Below are 24,815 nucleotides of genomic sequence, written 5' to 3'. Positions count from 1 at the left end.
ACCTAGCCGTTGAACTTTGCTTCGATGTTCTCTGACATGTCTTCCCATGCCGTCGCCGGGTCCGACTCATTGCCCTTGATGAGGCTGAGCTCGGTAGCTCCCCAGTCAGCCCACACGGCCTGCATCTCGGGAGCGGCCGGCATCGGAACGCCGTTGGTGCCAATCTCGCCGAACGCGGCAATGACGGGATCCGAGGCGGCCTTCTCGAAGGAGGAGATCAGCGCCGGCGGGCGGCCGCCCTGATCGAACAGCGCGTCCTGCGCGGCTTCAGTGCTCAGGTAGTTGACCACAAACTCGTTCGCGGCCAGCTCGTTCTCCGAGTAGGAGGAGACGAGGAACCCGTTGACGCCGATGAATGGCTGAGCGGCCTCGTCACCGGCGGTCGGCAGCGGATCGATTGCGAAGTCGATGCCGGCCTCTTCAACGGCGGGGATATTCCACGGTCCGGTCAGGAAGTAGGCGCCGTCACCGGCGAGGAACTTCTCCTTGGCGATGTCACCCGTGACGTTCGAATTGAAGACCTTGGTGCCCTGGTCGCCGTTGTCGGCAAGGAACTGCGCGAATTCTTTGCCGCCGTCGTTGTTCATGGCCAGCTGAGAAACGTCATAGGAACCGTCCTCCGCCTGCTCAAAAACGGGAGCACCGAACGAGGTCTGCAGCGGGTACGTATGGTACGGATCCGCCTGCTTGGGGTCTAGGCCCACCAAGAACGGGAACTCCGCGCCGCTCGCCTCGCCGGCGGCGACGGCGTCGTCAAACGTCTCGTGCGCCTCGCCGACCAGCTCGGTATTGCGGACCAAAGCCACGTTCTCCACGGCGTAGGGCACGCCGTAGACCTGGCCCTCGTAGGTCATGGCCTGCACCGATGCCTCGGTGAAGTCCCCGGCCTTGTCACCGAGCTGCACCGGGGCGACGACGCCGTTCTGCACCAGCGTGCCCAGCCAATCGTGCGGTGCCACGAGGACGTCCGGGCCCTTGCCCGTCGGGGCCTGCGTGATGAAGTCATCGCGTACAGCGGCGAAGTCCTTGATGACCAGGTCAACCTCGATGCCCTTGTCTTCCTTGAACTGGGCTGCGATGTCCTTCAGGGCCGGCGCACGCTCCGCATCAGTCCACATGGTCAGCGTGGCAGAGGCCTCGCCGCCGCCAGCGGCCGATGAGGAAGCAGCCGGTTCGCTCGACCCGCCGCCGCACGCGGACAGCGCGATCGCCGCAGACGCGCCGATGGCGGTGAGCGCGAAGGCCCGGCGGGACGCGCCGGGGAACTTATGGACCTTCATGGTGAACCTTTCTCGAGTGACTACCTCAGGCGCGAAATCATCGTTCGCACTGCTGAGTGACGTGTGACACGAGTGTAAACGCTTTCATGACTTCCGTCTACCTTCTGTAGATCCCCGTAAATAGGCCGCATATGCTGTGCAATCGCTTCCACAATCGGAATTCCATGGGTACGATGGTGCGCATGTCGCAGCCACCAGCCTCCGTCGCCACCGAGCGCCTCATCCATACCCCCTCCACTGCAGACGAGTGGTGGCGCCGTTCGGTGATTTACCAGGTGTACCCCCGCTCCTTCCGGGACTCCACGGGCGATGGCATGGGAGACCTGCCCGGCATCACGGCCGAGCTGCATCACATTGCGGACCTCGGCGTGGACGCCGTGTGGCTGTCTCCGTTCGTCCGGTCTCCGCAGAAGGACGCCGGCTACGACGTCTCCAACTACCGCGACGTGGATCCGATGTTCGGCACCTTGGCTGACTTTGACGCGTTGGTGGCGCGGGCGGACGCACTCGGTTTGAAAATCATTGTGGACCTCGTGCCGAACCACTGCTCCGACGCCCACCCGCTCTTCCAGGCGGCGCTGGCTGCCGGCGCGGGATCGCCCGAGCGCGAGCTGTTCCACTTCCGCGACGGGCGCGGCGAGAACGGCGAACAGCCACCAAACAATTGGCAGTCCCACTTTGGTGGCTCCGCGTGGACCCGCATTGATGACGGCCAGTGGTACTTGCACCTGTTCGACTCCTCGCAGCCGGACTTCAATTGGGACCACCCCCAGGTGCGCGCGGAGTTCGAGCGCACCCTGTGTTTCTGGTTGGACCGCGGCGCGGGCGGCTTCCGCGTCGACGTCGCCCACGCCCTCATCAAGGAACAAGGATTGCCGGACTGGGGCGGGCGACCAGACGGGCGCCCCACCGAGGGCTTCCCCTTTAGCGCCGCCCCCATGTTTGGTCGCCCCGAGGTCCATGACGTGTACCGCCGCTGGCGCGAGATCCTCGAGGAGTACGACGGCGACCGGATCCTCTGCGCCGAGGCCAACGCCCACCCGGTGGAAACCATGGCGGACTGGGTCCGTGCGGATGAGATGCACCAAACCTTCAATTTCGACTACCTCGGGGCCGCGTGGGGCGCGGACTCGTTCCGAGCCGTCATCGAGCGCTCCCTCGCCGCGTTCGATGCGGTCGGCGCACCCACCACGTGGGTCCTGTCCAATCACGACATCTCCCGCCACACCTCCCGCTTTGCCTTGGGTGTCACGGGCCGTATCAACGAGGGCGCTGGACTCGACGTCGCCTCCGTCGATGAGGACTTGGGACTCAAGCGCGCCCGTGCCGCAACGCTCTTCACCCTTGGCCTGCCGGGCGGTGTGTATCTGTACCAAGGTGAGGAACTCGGCCTGCCGGACTACCTTGATCTGCCGGACGAGTACCGTCAGGATCCAACATTCTTCCGCACGGGCGGCGAGCGCATCGGCCGCGACGGCTGCCGCGTGCCCCTACCGTGGGTCCCCGGGACCGCCAGCTACGGATTCAGCGTCCGCACGGACGGCACCGACGACGGCGCCGCGAACGAAACCTCGGCCCGTCCGTGGTTGCCGCAGCCGACGGACTGGGACCGCTACGCACGCTCAGCTCAGCAGCAGGATCCGCAGTCCACGCTGAATCTGTACCGGCATCTGTTGTCCTTGCGGGCCAGCATGAACCTCGGCCTCGGCGATATGGCGTGGCTTGAGGACGCCGCCTACGGTGAAGGCACCCGCGTCGCGGCGTACCGCAACTCGGACCTCGTCGTCGTCCTCAACACCTCGGCCGACCCCGTGGCGCTTCCGGACGGGGACGTGATCGCCGTCAGCGTGCCGGACGCGGCCGACGGCGGCCTTCTCTCCCCCGACACCGCCGCATGGGTGCGGCTGGGAGCCTAGCCCGTGGCCGGGATCAAGGACGTCGCTCAGGCCGCTGGGGTGTCGGTAGCCACGGTCTCCCGCGCCCTCAGCGGCAACGGCAAGGTATCGGAAGCAACGCGCTCCAAAGTGCAGCGGGCCGCCGAGGACCTCGGCTATGTGGTCTCCTTCAACGCGTCCTCGCTGGCCTCAGGCCGCAGCCGCAACATTGGCGTCGTCGTCCCCACGGTCGGGCGGTGGTTCTTCTCCACGGTGCTGGAAGGGATCACCAACGAACTCATCGAGGCGGGATATGACCTCACCTTGTACAACACTGGCGGCCAAGACCAGCACCGAGAATCCGTCTTTTCCGACCTGTTGCTGCGCAAGCGCCTCGACGCCGTCATCAGCCTGACCCTGAAGCTCCAGCCGCACGAGGTCCAGCAGCTGGCCTCCGTCGGAAAGCCGGTGGTGGCGATTGGCGGGCTCATTCCCGACATTGACACCGTGCGCGTTGACGACTTCAATTTGGCGGCGTTGGCCACCGAGCACCTTATCGCTTTGGGGCATCACGACATCGCGTATCTGGGCGGGACCGAGGAATTTGAGGTGGACTTCAAGCTCGCCTCGGCCCGTCAAGATGGGTTCGAGTTCGCGCTCGACCAGGCCAACCTTCCGGTACGTGAGGAGTGGCTCCTGACGGCCGACTTTACAATTCAGGGCGGCTATCGAAAGGTCCGCAACGTCCTCGCCTCACCGCGGAAGCAGCCGACCGCCGTCGTGTGCGCGTCGGATGAGATGGCCTTCGGCGCCATCCTGGCGGCGCGGGACCTGGGGTGGAACGTACCAGAGGACCTGTCCGTGGTGGGCATCGACGGCCACGATCTCGGCGAGCTGTTCGGGCTCACCACCATCGCTCAGGACGCCCGCGGCCAAGGAGCCGCAGCCGTACGGAAGGTGCTTCAGCTCCTGGGAGAACGGGACCTCGAGCGCGATCCCACCGAGGGTTTCTACCCCACGGAATTCGTCGCGCGCAGTTCGACGGCGGCCCCACGCGCGCTGACTTCTTGACGTTTCGGATGCCGCCCCCGCTCCATCACGGACGGACCGGCCAGGCGGGCCCGCTGGGCCGCGACGGTGACGACGCGGCCCAGCCCCCGAAACCGTGCCTACACCGCGCGCACCGGCAAGTACACCTTGTTGCCCGTGGCCGCGAACTCCGCAGACTTTTCGGCCATGCCCGCCTCGATGGCTTCCACAGAATCGAGGCCGTTGCGTGCGGCGTACTCCCGCACGTCCGCCGAAATCCGCATCGAGCAGAACTTCGGCCCACACATGGAGCAAAAGTGCGCTGTCTTCGCTGGCTCGGCCGGCAGCGTTTCGTCATGGTATTCACGCGCGGTATCCGGATCCAACGACAGTGCAAACTGGTCGTTCCACCGGAACTCGAACCGCGCCCGGCTCAGTGCGTCGTCCCGCTCTTGGGCCCGCGGATGTTCCTTGGCAAGATCGGCCGCATGCGCCGCGATCTTGTACGTGATGACTCCCACCTTGACGTCATCGCGGTTGGGGAGACCAAGATGTTCCTTGGGTGTGACGTAGCACAGCATGGCCGTTCCCGCCCGGGCAATCATGGCCGCACCGATCGCGGAGGTGATGTGGTCATAAGCGGGAGCAATGTCCGTCGCCAACGGCCCCAGCGTGTAGAACGGCGCTCCCTCACAAAGCTCCTCCTCGAGCCGTACATTCTCCTCGATCTTGTGCATCGGCACATGGCCTGGCCCCTCGATCATGACCTGCACGCCATGGGACTTCGCTACCGCCGTCAGTTCACCGAGGGTCCGTAGCTCCGCAAACTGCGCGTCGTCGTTAGCGTCGGCAATCGACCCCGGGCGCAGTCCGTCACCGAGTGAGAACGTGATGTCGTAGCGGCGAAAGATCTCGCACAGCTCCTCGAAGCGGGTGTAGAGAAAGCTCTCCTGATGGTGGGCGAGGCACCATGCCGCCATGATGGACCCACCGCGGGAGACGATGCCGGTGACGCGACGGGCCGTGAGCGGCACGTAGCGCAGGAGGACCCCGGCGTGCACCGTCATGTAGTCCACCCCTTGCTCGGCTTGCTCAATCACCGTGTCGCGGAAGATCTCCCACGTCAGCTTCGCCGGGTCACCGTTCACTTTTTCGAGCGCCTGATAGATGGGCACCGTGCCCACTGGAATCGGCGAGTTACGCAGGATCCACTCCCGGGTCTTGTGAATATGACGACCAGTCGACAAGTCCATCAGCGTGTCCGCTCCCCAGCGGGCCGCCCAGACCATCTTCTCCACTTCCTCATCGATCGAGGAACTCACGGCGGAGTTGCCGATATTGGCATTGATTTTCACCGCAAAGGCCCGCCCGATAATCATGGGCTCCGATTCAGGGTGGCGGTGGTTCGCTGGAATGACTGCCCGGCCAGCTGCGACCTCGGCGCGGACGAACTCGGGATCAAATCCCTCGCGGGCAGCGACATAGGCCATCTCGTCAGTGGTGATCCCTTCCCGCGCCCACGCCAGCTGCGTAGCCGCCCCGGCGACGGGAGCGGGACGGTCCCAATCATCTCGCAACGGTGCCAAGCCCGAAGTCACGTCAATCTTCGCCTCGGTGTCGGTATACGGCCCCGAGGTGTCGTAGACATCGAAGTGCTCGTCGTTGCTGAGATGGATGCGCCGGACTGGGTACCTTAAGTGCTCCGCCCCGGGCACTGGTTCGTATCTTTTGCTGCTGCCCTCGATGGGGCCAGTCGTCACAGTAGATACAGGTGTAGCGTCAGATGTGTGCATCGTCATCTCTTCCTTCGCCGGCATTACCCGGTCAGGTTCGACGGTCGGTGGCCCCAGCCACCCTCTCAGCTCGCTCGGTGCGAGCTCCCGTGGTGTTGTGTCGTACGTTGCGTACGCTACACCCCTTCGTGGCGGCACCCAAACATGGGCAACACGTTAAACACGAAGAAGGCCAGCCCGTGGGCTGGCCTTCTTCAGTGTGGTCGGGGTGACAGGATTTGAACCTGCGACCTCCTCGTCCCGAACGAGGCGCGCTACCAAGCTGCGCTACACCCCGGCGTCTCAACGACCTCAACTACTGTACCGCCTGCGGACTTGAACGCCTAATCGAAGGGCGGCATTCGGGAGGGTGTTCGAGCCGGTGTACCACCGACTCAGACGATCGCTTTGCCGGGGTTGAGGATCCCGTGCGGGTCAAAAACGTGCTTGATCTGCCGCTGAAGTTCCACGACGCGGTCCCCCTGCTCCCAGCTGAGCCAGCGACGCTTGAACTGCCCGATCCCGTGTTCACCGGTGATGGTTCCACCTGCCTCCAGCGCGCCCCGCACTGAATCGTCCAACGCTGCGTTGAGGCGGCCCAACGCCTCCTCCCCGCCGTCGGGGGAGACCCAAAAGGTGGGATGGAGGTTTCCGTCTCCTGCATGCGCGACGACGCGCAAGCGCACCTCGTGCCGGGTAGCAATCTCGCTGAGATGGTGAATGTAGCTCACCAGGCGGGAGCGCGGCACGGCGACGTCTTCGCCCACGCGATAGTCGTCGTCTTGCGTATCACCGCGGCTTGCGCGCCGCATCTCAATCAGGCGGGCCGCGAACTCGTCGCCGGGTTCGCTCACCTGCCCTCCGCCATCACTCAGTGCCGCCCGCACGACGCCGGCCTCTGCTTCGGCACCAAACCCGTCCGTGCGCACCAGCAAGAGAGCGCCTCCACGCTCGGCCAGCCGCGTCCCGAAGCTCGCGTCGATCACCTCCATCGTGCCGGCGTCGAGGAACTCGGTGATGGCTGGCTGCACGCGCCGCCGGCCCATCTCCAGCACGGCCGCCGCCGCGTCGGCGATGGTCGGGAAGAGCGCGGAAATCGATTCCTGCGATGTACTGAGATAACGCAGCCGAACCGTGACACCGACGACGATGCCCAGCGTGCCCTCTGAGCCGACGAACAAACTCGTGAGGTCATAGCCGGCAACCCCCTTGAAGGTATCCCGACCGGTGCGGATCAGCGCGCCATCCGCCAGGACCACGTCGAGGGCCAGTACCGAGTCCCGGGTCACCCCGTACTTGGCGCAGCGCAAACCACCCGCATTGGTCGCCACGTTCCCGCCAATCGTGGATTGGCGGTAGCTCGCCGGGTCCGGGGCATACATCAGGCCGTAGGGGGCCACTGCGTCCCCTAGGTCGCCGTTGATCACACCGGGTTCGACGACGGCCACCTCATCGTCGACCCGGATCTCCGTGATCCGATTCATGCGTTCCAGGGAGAGCACGATGCAGCCGTCGGTCGCGTTGACCGCTCCGGAAACTCCCGTGCCTGCGCCCCGGGCAATGAGCGGCAGGCGACGTTGGTGCGCGTAGGCGGCCACCGCCTGGACATCCCCCACGGATTCGGCGAAGACGACAGCACGGGGTAGGGCGTCGTCATGCTTGGGGCCGAAGTCACGGCTGAAGGCCCGTACGGTTTCTGCATCATCCCTGACTCGGTGCCCCCGGGGATCGTCGAGCAGGGTACGAAGCTCCTCGCTGAGGGCTTTCTGCTGCGGCATCGACGAGGTGTTCATGCGTTGTCCGCCTCGTGTGCGCCCATGAACCGAGCGTACCGACGCAATGCCGGTGCCCAGTAGCCGTAGTACGCGCGCTGCTCGCCACCGTGGGCTGCATCAAAACCATCGTGAACCAGCTGCACGCGCGTTCCCGTCACGGTCGCCGTGAACGTCACGCGCAGGCGGCTCGGGGCCAGATGCTCGAACCCGTCGGTGACTCGCAGCTCGAGGTACTCCCCCGAGACGGCTTCCAGGAGCTCGGCAGCGACAAAAACTTGGCCGTCGTCCAGTTCTTCGTTCAAGCCGTCGGCGTCCAGACTGATGTGAGTTCCCGGGCCGCCCTTGCTGTACACCTCGGCCGGCCACCAGAGATGGATGTAGTCGGTGAATCCTTCGAATGCGCGGTCCGTCGCGACAGGAACCTCGGCCTGGTGGCTGAGTGCTACTTGGCTGGGTGAGCTGCCGACGTTGGGGGCCGGCTCGGCATGAGAGAACAGTGAACTCATTCAAACCACTGTACGCGACAGGCGCGGCGGGGGTGTGGGGTGATGGTGTTGGTGTGTTAAATGGATCAGGCCCCGCAACGGTCGTTGTTGCGGGGCCTGCCTTGTAGTATTTGTCCGGCGGCGACCTACTCTCCCACACCCTCCCGAGTGCAGTACCATCGGCGCTGTGGGTCTTAGCTTCCGGGTTCGGTATGGGACCGGGCGTTTCCCCCACGCTATGACCGCCGTAACCCTTGTACCCGCTGTCACCACCGGCTTTTTTGGTGGTTGTTGGGGAAATTTGTGGGCCACGTTTGGTTCGTGGACTGTGTACAAGCTTACCAGTTGTTAAGGGGTTTCCTTGGCTGGTGTTGTACGTGTATGTGGTTTTTGGTGAAACGGTTGTTGTTTCGGTACCGCATAGTGGACGCGAGCGTGTTCTTGCCACCGTTGATCAACCCTGGGGGTTGTGGTGGTGTTTGTGGTGTAAGTTGTCGGCTTATTAGTACGGGTCAGCTTCACGAGTCTGTAGTCCTCGCTTCCACGTCCCGCCTATCAACCCAGTGGTCTAGCTGGGGGCCTCTCACACTAATGTGTAGGGAAATCTCATCTTGAAGTGGGCTTCCCGCTTAGATGCTTTCAGCGGTTATCCCGTCCGAACGTAGCTAATCAGCGGTGCACCTGGCGGTACAACTGACATACCAGTGGTTCGTCCGTCCCGGTCCTCTCGTACTAAGGACAGATCTTCTCAAATTTCCTGCGCGCGCAGCGGATAGGGACCGAACTGTCTCACGACGTTCTAAACCCAGCTCGCGTACCGCTTTAATGGGCGAACAGCCCAACCCTTGGGACCGACTCCAGCCCCAGGATGCGACGAGCCGACATCGAGGTGCCAAACCATGCCGTCGATATGGACTCTTGGGCAAGATCAGCCTGTTATCCCCGAGGTACCTTTTATCCGTTGAGCGACGGCCCTTCCACGAGGTGCCGCCGGATCACTAGTCCCGACTTTCGTCCCTGCTCGAGCTGTCACTCTCACAGTCAAGCTCCCTTGTGCACTTACACTCGACACCTGATTGCCAACCAGGCTGAGGGAACCTTTGGGCGCCTCCGTTACATTTTGGGAGGCAACCGCCCCAGTTAAACTACCCATCAGGCACTGTCCCTGAACCAGATCATGGTCCGAAGTTAGGAATCCGATACGGCCAGAGTGGTATTTCAACGATGACTCCACGAACACTGGCGTGCCCGCTTCAAAGTCTCCCACCTATCCTACACAAGCCGCACCGAACACCAATACCAAACTATAGTAAAGGTCTCGGGGTCTTTCCGTCCTGCTGCGCGTAACGAGCATCTTTACTCGTACTGCAATTTCGCCGAGTTCATGGTTGAGACAGCGGGGAAGTCGTTACTCCATTCGTGCAGGTCGGAACTTACCCGACAAGGAATTTCGCTACCTTAGGATGGTTATAGTTACCACCGCCGTTTACTGGGGCTTAAATTCACCGCTTCACACCGAAGTGTTGACAGCTCCTCTTAACCTTCCAGCACCGGGCAGGAGTCAGTCCATATACATCGTCTTGCGACTTCGCATGGACCTGTGTTTTTAGTAAACAGTCGCTTCCCCCTGGTCTCTGCGGCCCACACCCGCTCACACCAGCAAGTGGTGGTCACGGGGCAGGCCCCCCTTCTCCCGAAGTTACGGGGGCATTTTGCCGAGTTCCTTAACCATGATTCTCTCGATCGCCTTGGTATTCTCTACCTGATCACCTGTGTCGGTTTGGGGTACGGGCAGCTAGAACCTCGCGCCGATGCTTTTCTTGGCAGCATAGGATCACCGGATCACCCACCCATGGTGGGCGCCTATCAGGTCTCAACCATCATGAAGAGCGGATTTACCTACTCCTCGGCCTACACCCTTGGACCAGGACGATTCCATTGCCTGGCCCGGCTACCTTCCTGCGTCACACCTGTTAATACGCTGACCTCCCCGGTTCGGGTCCCACGTCGCCCACCAACGTCACCCCGAAGGGTGCTCTATGGTGCTTGAGGTGGTTAGCATCACCGGTTCAGTAGGGACGGTTCTTCACTGGTACGGGAATATCAACCCGTTGTCCATCGACTACGCCTGTCGGCCTCGCCTTAGGTCCCGACTCACCCAGGGCAGATTAGCTTGACCCTGGAACCCTTGATCATTCGGCGGACGGGTTTCTCACCCGTCATTCGCTACTCATGCCTGCATTCTCACTCGTGTAGCATCCACCACTGGTTTCCACCGCGGCTTCACTCGCTACACGACGCTCCCCTACCCATCCAGTCCACTGAACCACAAAGGCTAATGTCTATAACTGAATGATGCGACTTCGGCGGTGTACTTGAGCCCCGCTACATTATCGGCGCGGAATCACTTGACCAGTGAGCTATTACGCACTCTTTCAAGGGTGGCTGCTTCTAAGCCAACCTCCTGGTTGTCTAAGCAACTCCACATCCTTTCCCACTTAGCACACGCTTAGGGGCCTTAGTCGGCATTCTGGGCTGTTTCCCTCTCGACAATGAAGCTTATCCCCCACTGTCTCACTGCTGCGCTCTGACTTGCCGGCATTCGGAGTTTGGCTGACGTCAGTAATCCGGTGGGACCCATCGGCCATCCAGTAGCTCTACCTCACGACAAGAAACACGCAACGCTGCACCTAAATGCATTTCGGGGAGAACCAGCTATCACGAAGTTTGATTGGCCTTTCACCCCTACCCACAGCTCATCCCCTCCATTTTCAACTGAAGTGGGTTCGGTCCTCCACGACGTCTTACCGTCGCTTCAACCTGGCCATGGGTAGATCACTTCGCTTCGGGTCTAGACCGTGCCACTCAAACGCCCTATTCAGACTCGCTTTCGCTACGGCTTCCCCACACGGGTTAACCTCGCGACACAGCACTAACTCGCAGGCTCATTCTTCAAAAGGCACGCCGTCACCCCTACAAGGAGGCTCCGACGGATTGTAAGCACATGGTTTCAGGTACTATTTCACTCCCCTCCCGGGGTACTTTTCACCATTCCCTCACGGTACTGATCCGCTATCGGTCATCGGGTAGTATTCAGGCTTACCAGGTGGTCCTGGCAGATTCACACGGGATTTCTCGGGCCCCGTGCTACTCGGGTGACACCACAATGGCGGCAGTACGCATTACAGTTACGGGACTCTCACCCTCTCCGGTATGGCCTTCAAACCATTTCACCTATACGCCTACACCTCACCACACTTGCCCGGCAGAACAAGTACGTGATGCTCCCACAACCCCGACCATGCAACGCCCGCCGGCTATCACACATGATTCGGTTTAGCCCCATCCGCGTTCGCTCGCCACTACTAACGGAATCACTATTGTTTTCTCTTCCTACGGGTACTGAGATGTTTCACTTCCCCGCGTTACCTCCACGTACCCTATGTGTTCAGATACGGGTCACACAGCATGACACTGTGCGGGGTTCCCCCATTCGGAAATCCTGGTCTCAACGTCCGGTTATCGACTCCACCAGGCTTATCGCAGATTCCCACGTCCTTCTTCGGCTCCCGATGCCAAGGCATCCACCATGCGCCCTTGAAAACTTGACCACAAACAGTCAAGCAATGAGCTTTATTATCAAGAAAACCAAAAAATGTTTAAGGTTTCTATGAGATCAAAGAAATTGCTTCAAACACACACCAAAAGTGCATGTCTGATACAAGATGCTCGCGTCCACTATGCAGTTCCCAAACAACAACCCCCAGCTCCCCACCACACCAACCACCACACTCACATGCGGCAACCATTGATGCTTAGGCCAAAGCAGGGCAAAACAACCAGTCCAACCCGCAACCCCACCAAAGGGAGTCACGGGAGGGCCTGTTGCTTCAGGGCCCAACAGTGTGCCAAACACCCAACAACAACCACCCCACCAGATTCCAACACCACCAACGCAGTGCGTACTACCAGCCAAGGAAGCCACCATCAGATGACGATTCGTTGATATTCCACCCTTGAGCACTCGCCCAACCACATCCGGGCCGGCAACGAGTAAACACTGAACACCACCACACCAGACACTGGGGTCCGGCCAGTAAGTGCTAGTTGCTCCTTAGAAAGGAGGTGATCCAGCCGCACCTTCCGGTACGGCTACCTTGTTACGACTTAGTCCCAATCGCCAGTCCCACCTTCGACAGCTCCCTCCACAAGGGTTGGGCCACCGGCTTCGGGTGTTACCGACTTTCGTGACTTGACGGGCGGTGTGTACAAGGCCCGGGAACGTATTCACCGCAGCGTTGCTGATCTGCGATTACTAGCGACTCCGACTTCATGGGGTCGAGTTGCAGACCCCAATCCGAACTGAGACCGGCTTTTTGGGATTAGCTCCACCTCACAGTATCGCAACCCATTGTACCGGCCATTGTAGCATGCGTGAAGCCCAAGACATAAGGGGCATGATGATTTGACGTCGTCCCCACCTTCCTCCGAGTTGACCCCGGCAGTCTCCCATGAGTCCCCACCATCACGTGCTGGCAACATGGAACGAGGGTTGCGCTCGTTGCGGGACTTAACCCAACATCTCACGACACGAGCTGACGACAACCATGCACCACCTGTGAACCAGCCCCGAAGGGAAACCCTATTTCTAGGGCGATCCAGTCCATGTCAAGCCTTGGTAAGGTTCTTCGCGTTGCATCGAATTAATCCGCATGCTCCGCCGCTTGTGCGGGCCCCCGTCAATTCCTTTGAGTTTTAGCCTTGCGGCCGTACTCCCCAGGCGGGGCACTTAATGCGTTAGCTACGACGCGGAAAACGTGGAATGTTCCCCACATCTAGTGCCCAACGTTTACGGCATGGACTACCAGGGTATCTAATCCTGTTCGCTCCCCATGCTTTCGCTCCTCAGCGTCAGTTACTGCCCAGAGACCTGCCTTCGCCATCGGTGTTCCTCCTGATATCTGCGCATTTCACCGCTACACCAGGAATTCCAGTCTCCCCTACAGCACTCTAGCCTGCCCGTACCCACCGCAGATCCGGAGTTAAGCCCCGGACTTTCACGGCAGACGCGACAAACCGCCTACGAGCTCTTTACGCCCAATAATTCCGGATAACGCTTGCGCCCTACGTATTACCGCGGCTGCTGGCACGTAGTTAGCCGGCGCTTCTTCTGCAGGTACCGTCACTTTCGCTTCTTCCCTACTGAAAGAGGTTTACAACCCGAAGGCCGTCATCCCTCACGCGGCGTCGCTGCATCAGGCTTTCGCCCATTGTGCAATATTCCCCACTGCTGCCTCCCGTAGGAGTCTGGGCCGTGTCTCAGTCCCAGTGTGGCCGGTCACCCTCTCAGGCCGGCTACCCGTCGTCGCCTTGGTGAGCCATTACCTCACCAACAAGCTGATAGGCCGCGAGTCCCTCCTTGACCAGAAACCCTTTCCAGCAACCACCATGCGATGGAAGCTGAATATCCAGTATTAGACCCAGTTTCCCAGGCTTATCCCAGAGTCAAGGGCAGGTTACTCACGTGTTACTCACCCGTTCGCCACTAATCCACCCAGCAAGCTGGGCTTCATCGTTCGACTTGCATGTGTTAAGCACGCCGCCAGCGTTCATCCTGAGCCAGGATCAAACTCTCCGTAAAAAACATACGAAAAACAACACAACCACTTGGGAAAACAAGCCGATCATGCTGCAGTTCAAAAAATCCTGGCAAATTGTCACCCAAGCATCCACGGGGGTGGACACCAGGCAACCATTCACCAAATAAAATTTGGTATCAACAAACTTGGCACACTATTGAGTTCTCAAACAACAGACACACACGCTTCACAAACCAGAAAAACATCCGATCCGCTCAATTCGCGGCAACTTGTATATCTTACCTCGCGTTTTCCATCTTGTCAACTCGACTCGCTGGAAGTTCGAAGAAAGTTATTTCGCCGTTCGCTCGGGCCCCGTTTCCGTTGCCCTCCGCTGTGCGGCGCGGGATAAAACTATACGCACATCTGAGGGCCCGCGCAAATCGAGGGGCCTCCCCGGTCAGCACCGGGACCGAAGCCCCGGAATCATGCGGATTCCCGGCCGTTGAGCGGCGGCTCAGCCCGCTCGTTCACGGTGCGGTCAGTGAATCCGTCGGCGTGAAGTAGAGCACACCCAACGGCGGCAGGCTCACGTCCGCGCTGGCCGGCTGCCCATGGTGAGGTTGCTCGGGCACCGTCAGCACCTCGGGATTGGTCACGCCCGATCCGCCGAACTCCACGGCGTCGGTGTTCAGAATCTGCGTCCACTGCCCAGGTTCCGGGAATCCTAGGCGGTACCCGTGCTGTGGTTCCCCGGCGAAGTTGGCCACCGCGACGACGGGGGCACCGCCGTCGTTGGCACGCCGAGTAAAAGCCAGGGTGTTGCCGGCGGCGTCGTGCGAATCGATCCAGTCGAACCCCGCCGGATCATGATCCTGACTCCACAAGGCACTGCGCTCCCGGTACAACGCGTTGAGCTCCTTGACGAGACGATGCACCCCGCCATGCTCGGCCGTGTCTGCGATCCACCAGTCCAGACCATGCTGCTCGCTCCACTCACCTTCCTGGGCGAACTCCGTGCCCATAAAGATCAGCTGTTTGCCCGGGTGGGCCCACTGGAAGGCCAAATAGGCGCGCACCTGGGCTAGCTGACGCCACCGGTCTCCCGGCATGCGGCGGAGCAAAGATCCCTTGCCGTGGACGACCTCATCATGGCTGATGGGCAACAGGTAGTTCTCGCTCCAGGCATAGACCAGCGAAAACGTCATCTGGTGGTGGTGATACTGCCGGTGAACGGGGTCCTGACCCATGTACTGCAGGGAGTCATGCATCCACCCCATGTTCCACTTCAGCCCGAATCCCAAGCCACCATGCTCCGTGGCCCGCGTGACGCCGTCGAACGCCGTGGATTCCTCGGCGATCATCACGATGCCCGGGTGGAGCCGGTAGGCGGTGGCGGTGGCCTCCTGGAGGAAGGCGATCGCCTCCAAGTTCTCCCGCCCGCCCTGCGCGTTCGGCTCCCACTCGCCGTCCTGACGGGAATAGTCCAGGTACAGCATGGAGGCGACGGCGTCGACGCGCAGGCCGTCAACGTGGAATTCGTCCAGCCAGTACAAGGCGTTGGCCACCAAGAAATTTCGCACTTCATTGCGGCCGAAGTCGAAGATCAGTGTGCCCCAGTCCGGGTGCTCGCCTCGGCGCGGGTCTGCGTGCTCGTAGAGTGGTTGGCCATCGAACTGCGCCAACGCCCACTCATCTTTGGGAAAGTGCGCGGGAACCCAATCCAAGAGGACACCGATACCCGCCTGATGCAGGGTGTCGATGAGGTACCGGAAGTCATCCGGCGTGCCGAAGCGGGAGGTCGGGGCGTAGTACCCAGTGACTTGATAGCCCCACGATCCGCCGAACGGGTGCTCGGCCACCGGCAGGAATTCAACGTGGGTGAAACCCTGCCACGCCACGTATTCGGTGAGTTGCTTCGCCAATTCACGGTAGGACAGTCCCGGACGCCACGAGCCCAAGTGGACCTCGTAGACACTGATCGGACCGGTATGCGGGTTGGACTGCTCCCGTTGGCGCATCCACTCCCCGTCGGCAAAGGCATAGTTAGACTCCGCCACGACGGACCCCGTCAGCGGTGGAACTTCCGTGCGCTGGGCCAGCGGATCGGCCTTGTCCCGCCACTGCCCGTCCTGCCCCAGAACCTCAAACTTATAGACGGCGCCGGCCTCCACACCGGGGATGAACAACTCCCAGACCCCCGAGCGCCCCAGCGAGCGCATCGCGTGCTGGCGGCCGTTCCACTGATTGAAGTCCCCCTTGACCCGCACCGCGCGCGCGTTCGGGGCCCACACCGCGAATCCGGTTCCGACGACGTCTCCCAGCACGGAGTGGTACCGCTGGACGTGGGCTCCGAGGACGGACCACAGCTTCTCGTGGCGGCCCTCCCCGATGAGATGGAGGTCCAGCTCCCCCAATGTGGGGAGGTGCCGGTACGGATCATCCACCGTCAGAACGGACGGGGAGGCGGACGCGCCGTCGTCGTACGTGACCTTGAGCCGGTAGTCCGGGACGTGACCCTCGCGGTCCGTCGCGGGCAGGACGCCAACCCACACGCCGTGGTGCTCGTGCGTCAGCTCAAGCTCACCGGTGGCGACGATCACCGACACCGAGGCTGCGAGGTGCCGCAGCGTCCGAAAAGTAACGTGCCCTTCGTTGTCCAAATGCGCGCCCAGCACCGCATGCGGGGCGTGGTAGCGGCCGTGGGCGACGGCGTCCAACACCTCGTCTGAGACGGGCAGCGGTTCGGGGCTGCTGGGCACGGTGGGTGTAGCGCTCATGCGGGCCTCCTGACGAGGTGAAGGACGTGGGCGGGTTCGACGTGCGGATCGAGCCGCACGTAATTGTGCTCGCCCCAGTTCCAGACGTGGCCGGTCAAGAGATCCTCCACCTCGAACCGACCGTCTGCACCGAGCGCCGAGTCGTCGAGGTCCAGCGCGTTGAGGTTGAGCGTCACCGTGGACTCGCGGGTGGAGTGCGGGTCGAGGTTGACGACGACGATGAGTGTGTCCGCCGTGTGCGGCAACTCGGGGACGCGACGCTTGGTTTTGGAGAACACCAACGTGGAGGGGTCCGTGGAGGAGTGCAGGGTCAGGTTGGACAAGTCCTCCAACGCCGGGTGCTGGTGCCGAATCTGGTTGAGTTTGGCAATGAACGGCGCCAATGACGTGCCGGCCTCTTCCGCCGCGGCGAAATCGCGCGGTTTGTACTCGTACTTCTCGTTGTCGAGGTATTCGCCTGAACCGGGGCGGGCCACGTGCTCACACAGCTCGTACCCGGCGTACATCCCCCACAATGGCGTGGCCATCGCCGCGATCACCGCGCGCAGCTTGAACGCGGCCGGCCCGCCGAATTGAAGGAACTCCGGAAGAATGTCCGGGGTGTTGACCCAGAAGTTGGGGCGGAAAAATGCGGCCGTCTCGCGGGTGACCTCCCGCAGGTACTCCTCCAGTTCCTCACGTGTGTTGCGCCAGGTGTAGTACGTGTAGGACTGCTGGAATCCGGCCCGGCCCAGCGCGTGCATCATGGCCGGGCGCGTAAAGGCTTCTGCCAAGAAGACGACGTCGGGCGCCTCCGCATTCACCGTGGCGATGAGCCATTCCCAAAAGGCCAACGGCTTGGTGTGCGGATTGTCCACTCGAAAAATCTTGACGCCGCGCGAGACCCACAACCGGACGATCCGCAACACCTCGTCGTAGAGACCCTCCGGGTCGCGGTCGAAATTCAGCGGGTAGATGTCCTGATACTTTTTGGGCGGATTCTCCGCATAAGCGATCGTCCCGTCCACCCGCTCCGTGAACCAGTCCTGATGCTCGCGAGCCCATGGGTGATCGGGCGACGCCTGCAACGCGAGGTCTAGGGCGACCTCCAAGCCGAGGCTCTCGGCACGCTCCACAAAGCGCGCGAAATCCTTCTCATTGCCGAGATCCGGGTGGATCGCGTCATGACCGCCCTCGGCGGCGCCGATGGCCCAGGGCGACCCGGGGTCGTGCTCGCCCGCGGTCAGGGTGTTGTTCGCTCCCTTGCGGTGGGCACGACCAATGGGGTGAATCGGGGGGAGGTACAGCACGTCGAACCCCATTGCGGCCACCGCCGGCAGGCGCCGCTGCGCCGTAGCGAACGTCCCGGAGCGCCACTGCCGCGACTCGGCGTCGTACACCGCACCCTCCGACCGCGGGAAGAATTCGTACCACGCGCCGCGGCCGGCGAGCGGCCGCTCCACGCCCAACGGGTAGCGGGGCGAGGAGGACACCAGCCGGCGCAGGGGGCGGTCTGCGAGGGCCCGACGCAGCTCGGGGGACTCGGCGGCGGCGAGGCGTTCCTGCACTGTTGCTGCTGGATCACTCAGCGCATCAGCCACCGCGTCATAGAGGTCCGCATCATCCCGGCGCACCGTGGCGGCGACGAGCGACTCGGCGCTCTGACGCCGGCCCGCCGAACGTGCCTCACGCGCGGCGGTCCTGAAGAGGTGGGCGCCCTCGGCCAGCATCAGCTCTTCCTCGAGGCCCGCTTCGATCTTCAGGCGCGCCGCGTGGTGCCACGTCCCCAACGGATCGTCCCAGCCTTCGACGGCGAAACTATAGGCCCCCACCTGGCGGGGGCGGAGCACGCCGTGCCACGAGTCGGTCCCGGCAGCGCCGGGACTGAGGTGCACGGCCTGCTCGATGGAACCATCCGGGGCGTAGAGGACCGCCGTAGCCCCCAGCGCATCATGTCCCTCGCGGAACACCGTGGCCGAGACGGGAATATCGGAGCCCACGATCGCCTTCGCAGGCACCGCTCCCCCGTCGACGACGGGCTGGATATTCGCGACCGGAATGCGACCGACGCGAGCACTGACGTGACTGCTTTTCGCTGGGCTGCTCACACCGTAGACGCTAGTGGCAGCGCAGGTTCCAGCCAAGGGAACCGGCCAGTTTTTTCCTCTGGGCCGCAGTGTTACGCCCGAAAGATCGCCACCGAATGCGGCGCCACCAGATGAGTGTCCCCGGCCGCGCGCACGACGCCTTGGTGGCGCAGATCCCGCGGGTCCGTGCTGTAGCGCAGCTCGAACCGGGTCCGGTCCTCCGGGGAGTTCAAAAACTCGGTCACGACGTCTCCGTGGGGCAAGGTCGCCTCAACGGGTTCCAGCCCCCCGTTGAAGATGATCAGCCCGTCCAACTCGCTGCCCGGCGAACCGAGGAGGAGCTGCATGAAACGGGTCTCAGGGTTGGTCCATTCGTCCTGCTGCAATGGGTCGCCGTTGCGGTTGAACCACAACAGGTAGCCCGAATCATCATGGGCGGGGTAGGTGTACGGCTGGTTCGCCAAGTACTCGCTGCGGATTTTGAACAGCGCGCGCGTCGTCGCCAACATGGCGCGCTGGTCCTCCGTCAGGTTCCAGTGCAGCCAGGACTTGGGATTGTCCTGGCAGTAGGCGTTGTTGTTGCCTTCCTGCGTTTTCCCGATTTCATCGCCGGCCGTGATCATGGGTACGCCGGGGGAAATCGCCAGGGTCGCCATGACGTTCGACGCCGTCTTCAGCCGGGCCGCATTCACCTCACCGTCGCCGGTCTGGCCCTCAACGCCATGGTTGTAGGAGTTGTTGTGATGGTGGCCGTCCCGGTTTTCTTCGCCGTTGTCCTCATTGTGCTTGCGGTCGTAACTCACCAGATCCCGGAGCGTGAAGCCGTCATGCGCGGTCACGAGGTTGATGGAGGACAGCGCCCCGCGGCCCGAGGGGGCGAAGAGCTCACGCGAGCCGGCGAGCGCACCGGCGAGGTGGGCCACGGAGGAACCCTGCTGGCCCGCCTCGAGCCGTCCACGATCCGCAACCCAGAACTCGCGCACCGTATCCCGGTACTTGTCATTCCAATCGGCGAAGCCGCGCGGAAAGTTGCCCGTCTGCCATCCGCCCATGGACACGTCCCACGGCTCGGCGATCATTTTCACCCCGGTCAGCGTTTCCGAGGCCGCAATGGCCGCAAAGAACGGGTGGGTCGGAGAAAAGTGGTGATCCGTCCCGCGCCCGAGGGAGACCGCTAGGTCAAACCGGAAACCGTCAATCTGGAATTCCTCGACCCAGTAGCGCAAGGAGTCGATGGCCATGCGAATCACGGCGGGTTCGTTGAAGTTCAGGGTATTACCGCAGCCGGTGGTGTCGAAGTAGTGCCCGTCCTCCGTGTGCCGGTAGTAGTGGTGGTCGGCCAGGCCCCGCCACGACAGGGCCGGTTCGTCCTGACCGCCCTCAGCGGTGTGATTGAAGACGACGTCGAGCACCACCTCGAGCCCCGCCTCGTGCAAGAGCTTGACCATACCCTTGAACTCGTCGATGACGGCGCGCGGCCCGGCGGCCTGCGCTTCGGCGGTGGCGTACGTCGGCTGCGGGGCAAAGAAGCCGAGCGTGTTGTACCCCCAGTAGTTCGGCAGTCCCTTCTCCTGCAGGTGGGCCTCATCCGTGTGGAAGTGAATGGGTAGCAGCTGCACGGTGGTCACGCCGATGGAAGTCAGGTGCTCAATCATGACGGGGTGCGCGAGCCCGGCATAGGTCCCCCGCAAGTGCTCCGGCACCTGCGGATGAAGCGCCGTCAATCCCTTGACGTGGGCCTCGTAGATGACCGTGTCACGCCACGGCACGTGCGGACGCTCTACGCCGCCCCAGTCGAAGTCCAACTCAGCCGCACCCATGAACACGCCCCACAACGTGCCGTCGTCGTGCTCCTCGATCGCCTTGGCATACGGGTCCACCAACAATTGGCCCGTCTCCGGGCGGTCGGCGCCGTGCGCCCAGAACGCGTAGCGGGCCCCGGGGCGCATCCCTTCGACCCGGCCGTGATGGACGCCGTCCGTCGTGTCAAAAAGCTTGACGCTGCTGAGGTGCCCGGACGGATCGGTGAACCAGACGTCGACAGCTTCCAGCTCGGGCGCGAACACGGCCACGTTCGCGGCGTTCTCCAGTGGCACGACGCCGGGCGCCTGCTCCACCACTCCGCGCGGGAACGGACGGGAGAAGTGCCCCGGCCCGCTGCCCTGTGCATGCAGCGCCGCGGGAACATCTGCGCTCGGCTGAGCCATCGAAACCGCCTAGGGGTGAGAAAGGTGTCGGGAGATCGCGCAGGGAGACGCGCTAGGCGCTCCGCCGGCGCGAGACCTCGTAGAGGGAGATGCCGACGGCCATGGAGGCGTTGAGCGACTCCATGGCGGAGTCGATCGGGATGGACACGATGGCGTCGCAGGTCTCCCGGACCAACCGGGAGAGGCCCTTGCCCTCCGAACCCACCACAATGCACAGCGGCTCCGTGGCCAGGGACAGGTCCGGCAGGCTCATGTCGCCGTCCCCGTCGAGCCCGACGACGAAGACGCCCTGCGCCTTCATCTCCTTGAGCGCCGCGGTCAGGTTGGTGGCGCGGGCTACCGGCACGCGCGCGGCGGCGCCGGCGCTGGTCTTCCACGCCGAGGCGGTCATGCCGACGCTGCGGCGCTCCGGCACCAAGACTCCGTGGCCGCTGAACGCCGACACGGAACGCACGATCGCGCCCAGATTCCGCGGGTCCGTGATGCCGTCGAGAGCAACGAAGAGTGGGGCCTGGCGGATGTGTCCGCGCTCGGCCCGCTGGACTGTCTCCGTCACCAAGTCGACGGCGTCCGGGTAATCGTACGGCGGGATTTGCAGGGCCAAGCCCTGGTGAACGGCGTCGTCCGTCATCCGGTCCAGTTCCGGCTTGCTGGTCTCCAACACGGGCACGCCCTGCTCAGCCGCGAGCTTCAGCGTCTCCCGGACCCGGTCATCGACGTCCAGCCGGGTGGCCATGTAGAGCGTCTTGGCCGGAATCTGCGTGCGCAAGGCCTCCAGCACGGAGTTGCGGCCCGTCACCAGTTCCTCGGCCACCCGTGAGCGACCGCGCCGGGGCGTGCCACCGCGCTTGGCGGCGGACTTTTCCGCGAGCTGCTTGGCGCGGTGCGCCTTGTGGTAGACGCGGTCCTCGGCCTTGGGCGTGGGACCCTTGCCTTCCAGCTTCTTGCGGCCGTGACCGCCGGTGCCGACGGACGGCCCCTTCTTGTTCTTCCGGACGGCGCCTGGACGCTTGCCTGTTGCCATGGTTGTGGTTCCTTGCAGCTAGAAATCTACAGCGGGGTACGGGCGCTGCCCGACTCCCGGTGGCCCGCCAGTCATTCTACGTTGGCCGCGCAAACCGGTGGTTAGCGCCCGAGGCTCCACGCCGCGCCGTCGGCCGAATCCTTGATCGTGACGCCAGCGGCCGCGAGCAGGTCGCGGATCTCATCGGCCCGAGCCCAGTCTTTTGCGGCCCGCGCCTCGGCGCGCGCCTGCAGCTGCGCCTCGATGAGCGTGCCGAGGGCCGCCGCCGCGGAGCCGGACGGCTCATCGGCGACGACGGCGTCGTCGAGGCCGAGGACGCCGGTCATCGCCACAACCTCGCCGGCGGTGCGCAGGGCGGCGTCGTCGTCCCCCTCAGCCAGTGCGGTATTGCCGGCACGGACCGTCTCATGCAACGCAGCGAGTGCCTGCGGCACGTTGAGGTCCTCGTCCATCGCGGCACCGAACGCGCTGGGCACCTGAGTCGGCACCACCTCGCCGCCGAGGCGCTTGCGCGCGTTGGCCAAGAACGTATCAACGCGTTCGACGGCGGCGGCCGCCTCGGTGAGCGAGGTGGGCTTGTAGTCCAGCTGGGACCGGTAGTGCGCTTGACCGAGGAAATACCGCACCACCCGGGGGCTGGCCTCGGCAAGCATCTCCTCCGGCGAGATGGTGTTGCCGATCGACTTGGACATCTTCTCGCCCTCGTACGTCACCATGCCGTTGTGCATCCAAAAATTCGCAAAACCGCGGCCCGACGCCGTGGACTGGGCGAGCTCATTCTCATGATGCGGGAAGCGCAAGTCGAGGCCGCCGCCGTGGATGTCGAACTCGCGTCCCAAGTACTTGCCCGCCATCGCTGAGCATTCCAAGTGCCAGCCCGGCCGACCCCGGCCCCACGGGCTGGGCCACGATGCGGAGACCGGGTCACCGCTCTTGTGCCCCTTCCACAGGGCGAAGTCCCGCGGATCTCGCTTGCCCCGCGGATCCGCATCCGGGGCCTCCTGAAGGTCCTCAAGCCGCTGACGGGTCAACGAGCCGTACTCGCCCCACGAGCGCACGTCGAAATACACGTCCGAGGAATCGTCGAGGGCGGGATAGGCATGGCCGGCGTCGATCAGCTCGGCGATGAGCTCATGCATCTCCGTGATGTGGCCGGTAGCGCGCGGCTCGTACGTGGGACGGCGGACGCCGAGCGTGTCGTAGGCGCGCAAGAATTCCTGCTCGAAGCGGTAGGCCAGCGCGAACCACTCCTCGCGGTCGCGGTAGTGCTGAGGAGCGACGAAGTCGGGCGCGAAGGAGGCTGCGGATTTTTCGAGGATCTTGTCATCAATGTCCGTCACGTTGCGCACGACGGTCACGTCTAGGCCGCGGTACTCGAGCCACCGCGTGAGGATGTCAAAGGCAATGGCCGAGCGGACGTGGCCGACGTGCGGCATGCCTTGGACCGTGGCGCCACAGTAGTACAGCCCCACACGCCCCGGCTGGAGGGGGGCGAACTCGCGGAGGCTTGCTTGGCGGGTGTCATAGAATCGCATGCTCACCGCACTAGGTTAACGCACGTGCCCGCACGGGCGGCGATCGCGCCGGCGGCGCTAGTCGGCGTCGTTCACCGGGTACACGAGCGCCGTCGCGTAGGCCGTGATGCCCTCGCCTGCCCCTTCGTACCCCAAGCCGTCCGACGTCGTCGCCGTCACCGTCACGGGCGCGTTGGCCGCCGCGGACAGGGCCGCGTTGGCCTCCTCGCGACGGGCCGCGAACTTGGGCCGGTTACCGACGAACTGCACGGCCACGTTGCCGATCTCAAACCCCGCCGCACGCACGAGCCGGGCCGCCTCCGCCAACAGAGTGCTGCCCGAGGCCCCGGCGAATTCCGGGCGGGACGTGCCGAAGTGGGTCCCGAGGTCTCCGATACCGGCCGCCGAGAACAGCGCATCGCAGGCCGCGTGGGCCACCGCGTCGGCGTCCGAATGACCGGCCAGCCCGCGCTCGCCCGGCCAGTACAGGCCCGCCACGTAGAGCGGGCGGTCCGGATCCTCGGCGACGGCGTGGACGTCGATTCCCGTACCGACGCGCGGAATGATCTGACTCATGCGCTACTCCCTTCAGCCGCCAGCAGGGCTTCGGCCAACAGCAGGTCAAGTTCGGTGGTGATTTTCAGTGCTCGCTCATCACCGGGCACGAGGTACACGTCTTCGCCGAGCTCCTCCATGAGGCGAGCATCGTCGGTGATGGACTCGAGCCGGTCCGCGGGCCAGGCCCCGGCCCGGGCATGCGCATCCACAAGGGCCGCGCGGCGAAACCCCTGAGGCGTCTGGACGGCGCGCAAGCCCGAGCGCGCCGGCGTCGTGCCGACGGCTTCTGCGGCGATCGCTGGGTCCGGGCCCGGGCGGGCCGTCTTGATGGTGTCCACCACGGCCACTGCCGGGATCACGGCCCTCGCCCCGGCTGCCAAGGCCCGCCGGACGGATTCAAAGACCGACGGCGGGGTGAGGCAACGGGCGGCATCGTGGACCAGCACCACGTCCGCCTCGCCTGCGGCCCGCAAACCGGCCGCGACGGACGCCGCCCGATGGGCGCCTCCGGCGACGGCCACCACGCCATCCCACCCAGCGCATTCCTCCCAGAGGTCCTGATGTTCGGCGGGCAGCACGACGACGACGCGCGCCGAGGGCAGGGCCGCGACCGCGCCCTCCACTGCGCGGGCCAGCATGCTGCGCCCGGCGACGGGGACCGCAGCCTTGGGCACGTTGCGTCCCAGCCGGGTGCCGCTACCGGCGGCCACAATGATGACGGCGACCGTCTCGGTCACCCTGACGGGTTCGGTTTTCACGCCCCTCACCTTACCGACGTCCGGCAGCTCGCCAACGCCCGAACACGAGAAAAGCCCGTTCGCTCACGCTGTGGCAGCGGATGGCTGCACACAGCGCGCGCGAACGGGCTCATC

At 63.6% G+C, this 24,815-nt stretch carries 12 protein-coding genes, 1 tRNA gene, 3 rRNA genes and 1 pseudogene; 2 read left to right on the top strand and 15 right to left on the bottom strand.

Annotation, left to right across the window (positions count from 1 at the left end; translation table 11 throughout):
• Positions 1 to 2 precede the first annotated feature (2 nt).
• On the bottom strand, positions 3 to 1,280 hold the full coding sequence (locus IW252_RS10045) for a sugar ABC transporter substrate-binding protein (protein ID WP_196836424.1): 1,278 nt from the start codon (positions 1,278 to 1,280) through the stop codon (positions 3 to 5).
• Positions 1,281 to 1,462: 182 nt separating this feature from the next.
• Between IW252_RS10045 and IW252_RS10040 the strand changes: the two genes are divergently transcribed.
• Together IW252_RS10040 and IW252_RS10035 are read left to right on the top strand one after the other, a co-directional pair.
• Positions 1,463 to 3,196 carry a glycoside hydrolase family 13 protein gene (locus IW252_RS10040; protein ID WP_196836423.1) on the top strand — a complete coding sequence of 578 codons (1,734 nt, stop codon included), beginning with the start codon at positions 1,463 to 1,465 and terminating at the stop codon, positions 3,194 to 3,196.
• Between the two features lie 3 nt (positions 3,197 to 3,199).
• Positions 3,200 to 4,225 carry a LacI family DNA-binding transcriptional regulator gene (locus IW252_RS10035; RefSeq protein ID WP_196836422.1) on the top strand — a complete coding sequence of 342 codons (1,026 nt, stop codon included), beginning with the start codon at positions 3,200 to 3,202 and terminating at the stop codon, positions 4,223 to 4,225.
• A gap of 98 nt (positions 4,226 to 4,323) precedes the next feature.
• Here IW252_RS10035 and thiC read toward each other — a convergent pair whose 3' ends face one another.
• From thiC to ispD, 14 genes and pseudogenes are all read right to left on the bottom strand, one after another.
• The gene (thiC, locus tag IW252_RS10030) at positions 4,324 to 6,000 is read right to left on the bottom strand and encodes a phosphomethylpyrimidine synthase ThiC (protein WP_196836421.1); all 1,677 of its coding nucleotides are present in this window, start codon (positions 5,998 to 6,000) and stop codon (positions 4,324 to 4,326) included.
• 176 nt (positions 6,001 to 6,176) lie between these two features.
• Positions 6,177 to 6,253, bottom strand: a tRNA-Pro gene (locus IW252_RS10025).
• A 97-nt stretch (positions 6,254 to 6,350) separates the two neighbouring features.
• Positions 6,351 to 7,748, bottom strand: a complete 1,398-nt coding sequence (locus IW252_RS10020) for an FAD-binding oxidoreductase (protein ID WP_231365985.1) — start codon at positions 7,746 to 7,748, stop codon at positions 6,351 to 6,353.
• Positions 7,745 to 8,236: an SRPBCC family protein gene (locus tag IW252_RS10015; RefSeq protein ID WP_196836420.1), complete on the bottom strand. Its 492-nt coding sequence runs from the start codon at positions 8,234 to 8,236 to the stop codon at positions 7,745 to 7,747. The genes IW252_RS10020 and IW252_RS10015 overlap by 4 nt, the downstream gene beginning before the upstream one ends.
• Before the next feature lie 112 nt (positions 8,237 to 8,348).
• Positions 8,349 to 8,465, bottom strand: a 5S ribosomal RNA gene (rrf, locus tag IW252_RS10010).
• A gap of 231 nt (positions 8,466 to 8,696) precedes the next feature.
• A 23S ribosomal RNA gene (locus IW252_RS10005) occupies positions 8,697 to 11,826 on the bottom strand.
• Positions 11,827 to 12,333: 507 nt separating this feature from the next.
• A 16S ribosomal RNA gene (locus IW252_RS10000) occupies positions 12,334 to 13,856 on the bottom strand.
• The 16S, 23S and 5S rRNA genes sit together here, the layout of an rRNA operon.
• Before the next feature lie 468 nt (positions 13,857 to 14,324).
• A pseudogene (glgB, locus tag IW252_RS09995) lies at positions 14,325 to 16,541 on the bottom strand (1,4-alpha-glucan branching protein GlgB); the annotation flags it as partial.
• 29 nt (positions 16,542 to 16,570) lie between these two features.
• Positions 16,571 to 18,661 carry an alpha-1,4-glucan--maltose-1-phosphate maltosyltransferase gene (locus IW252_RS09990; RefSeq protein ID WP_196836418.1) on the bottom strand — a complete coding sequence of 697 codons (2,091 nt, stop codon included), beginning with the start codon at positions 18,659 to 18,661 and terminating at the stop codon, positions 16,571 to 16,573.
• A 71-nt stretch (positions 18,662 to 18,732) separates the two neighbouring features.
• A complete protein-coding gene (glgX, locus tag IW252_RS09985; RefSeq protein ID WP_196836417.1) occupies positions 18,733 to 20,847 on the bottom strand; it encodes a glycogen debranching protein GlgX in 2,115 nt (704 codons plus the stop codon).
• Positions 20,848 to 20,899: 52 nt separating this feature from the next.
• Positions 20,900 to 21,871, bottom strand: coding sequence for a 23S rRNA (guanosine(2251)-2'-O)-methyltransferase RlmB (rlmB, locus tag IW252_RS09980; RefSeq protein WP_196836416.1), 972 nt, complete (start codon positions 21,869 to 21,871; stop codon positions 20,900 to 20,902).
• Between the two features lie 101 nt (positions 21,872 to 21,972).
• Positions 21,973 to 23,412, bottom strand: a complete 1,440-nt coding sequence (cysS, locus tag IW252_RS09975) for a cysteine--tRNA ligase (protein ID WP_196836415.1) — start codon at positions 23,410 to 23,412, stop codon at positions 21,973 to 21,975.
• Positions 23,413 to 23,463: 51 nt separating this feature from the next.
• Entirely contained in the window at positions 23,464 to 23,961 is a 498-nt protein-coding gene (gene ispF, locus IW252_RS09970; protein ID WP_196836414.1) for a 2-C-methyl-D-erythritol 2,4-cyclodiphosphate synthase, read from the bottom strand.
• Positions 23,958 to 24,701, bottom strand: coding sequence for a 2-C-methyl-D-erythritol 4-phosphate cytidylyltransferase (ispD, locus tag IW252_RS09965; protein WP_331271509.1), 744 nt, complete (start codon positions 24,699 to 24,701; stop codon positions 23,958 to 23,960). The genes ispF and ispD overlap by 4 nt, the downstream gene beginning before the upstream one ends.
• Positions 24,702 to 24,815: the final 114 nt, after the last annotated feature.

Origin of the sequence: Zhihengliuella flava (genome assembly GCF_015751895.1) — a bacterium.
Classification (GTDB): Bacteria; Actinomycetota; Actinomycetes; order Actinomycetales; family Micrococcaceae; genus Zhihengliuella; species Zhihengliuella flava.
This window is presented reverse-complemented; position numbering and strand designations above follow the sequence as displayed.

Bases quoted from the DNA above. Each gene is read 5' to 3' on its own strand.
- IW252_RS10045 (WP_196836424.1), bottom strand. From the start codon at position 1,280: ATGAAGGTCCATAAGTTCCCCGGCGCGTCCCGCCGGGCCTTCGCGCTC.
- IW252_RS10040 (WP_196836423.1), top strand. From the start codon at position 1,463: ATGTCGCAGCCACCAGCCTCCGTCGCCACCGAGCGCCTCATCCATACC.
- thiC (WP_196836421.1), bottom strand. From the start codon at position 6,000: ATGCCGGCGAAGGAAGAGATGACGATGCACACATCTGACGCTACACCT.
- IW252_RS10020 (WP_231365985.1), bottom strand. From the start codon at position 7,748: ATGAACACCTCGTCGATGCCGCAGCAGAAAGCCCTCAGCGAGGAGCTT.
- IW252_RS10015 (WP_196836420.1), bottom strand. From the start codon at position 8,236: ATGAGTTCACTGTTCTCTCATGCCGAGCCGGCCCCCAACGTCGGCAGC.
- glgX (WP_196836417.1), bottom strand. From the start codon at position 20,847: ATGGCTCAGCCGAGCGCAGATGTTCCCGCGGCGCTGCATGCACAGGGC.
- rlmB (WP_196836416.1), bottom strand. From the start codon at position 21,871: ATGGCAACAGGCAAGCGTCCAGGCGCCGTCCGGAAGAACAAGAAGGGG.
- ispF (WP_196836414.1), bottom strand. From the start codon at position 23,961: ATGAGTCAGATCATTCCGCGCGTCGGTACGGGAATCGACGTCCACGCC.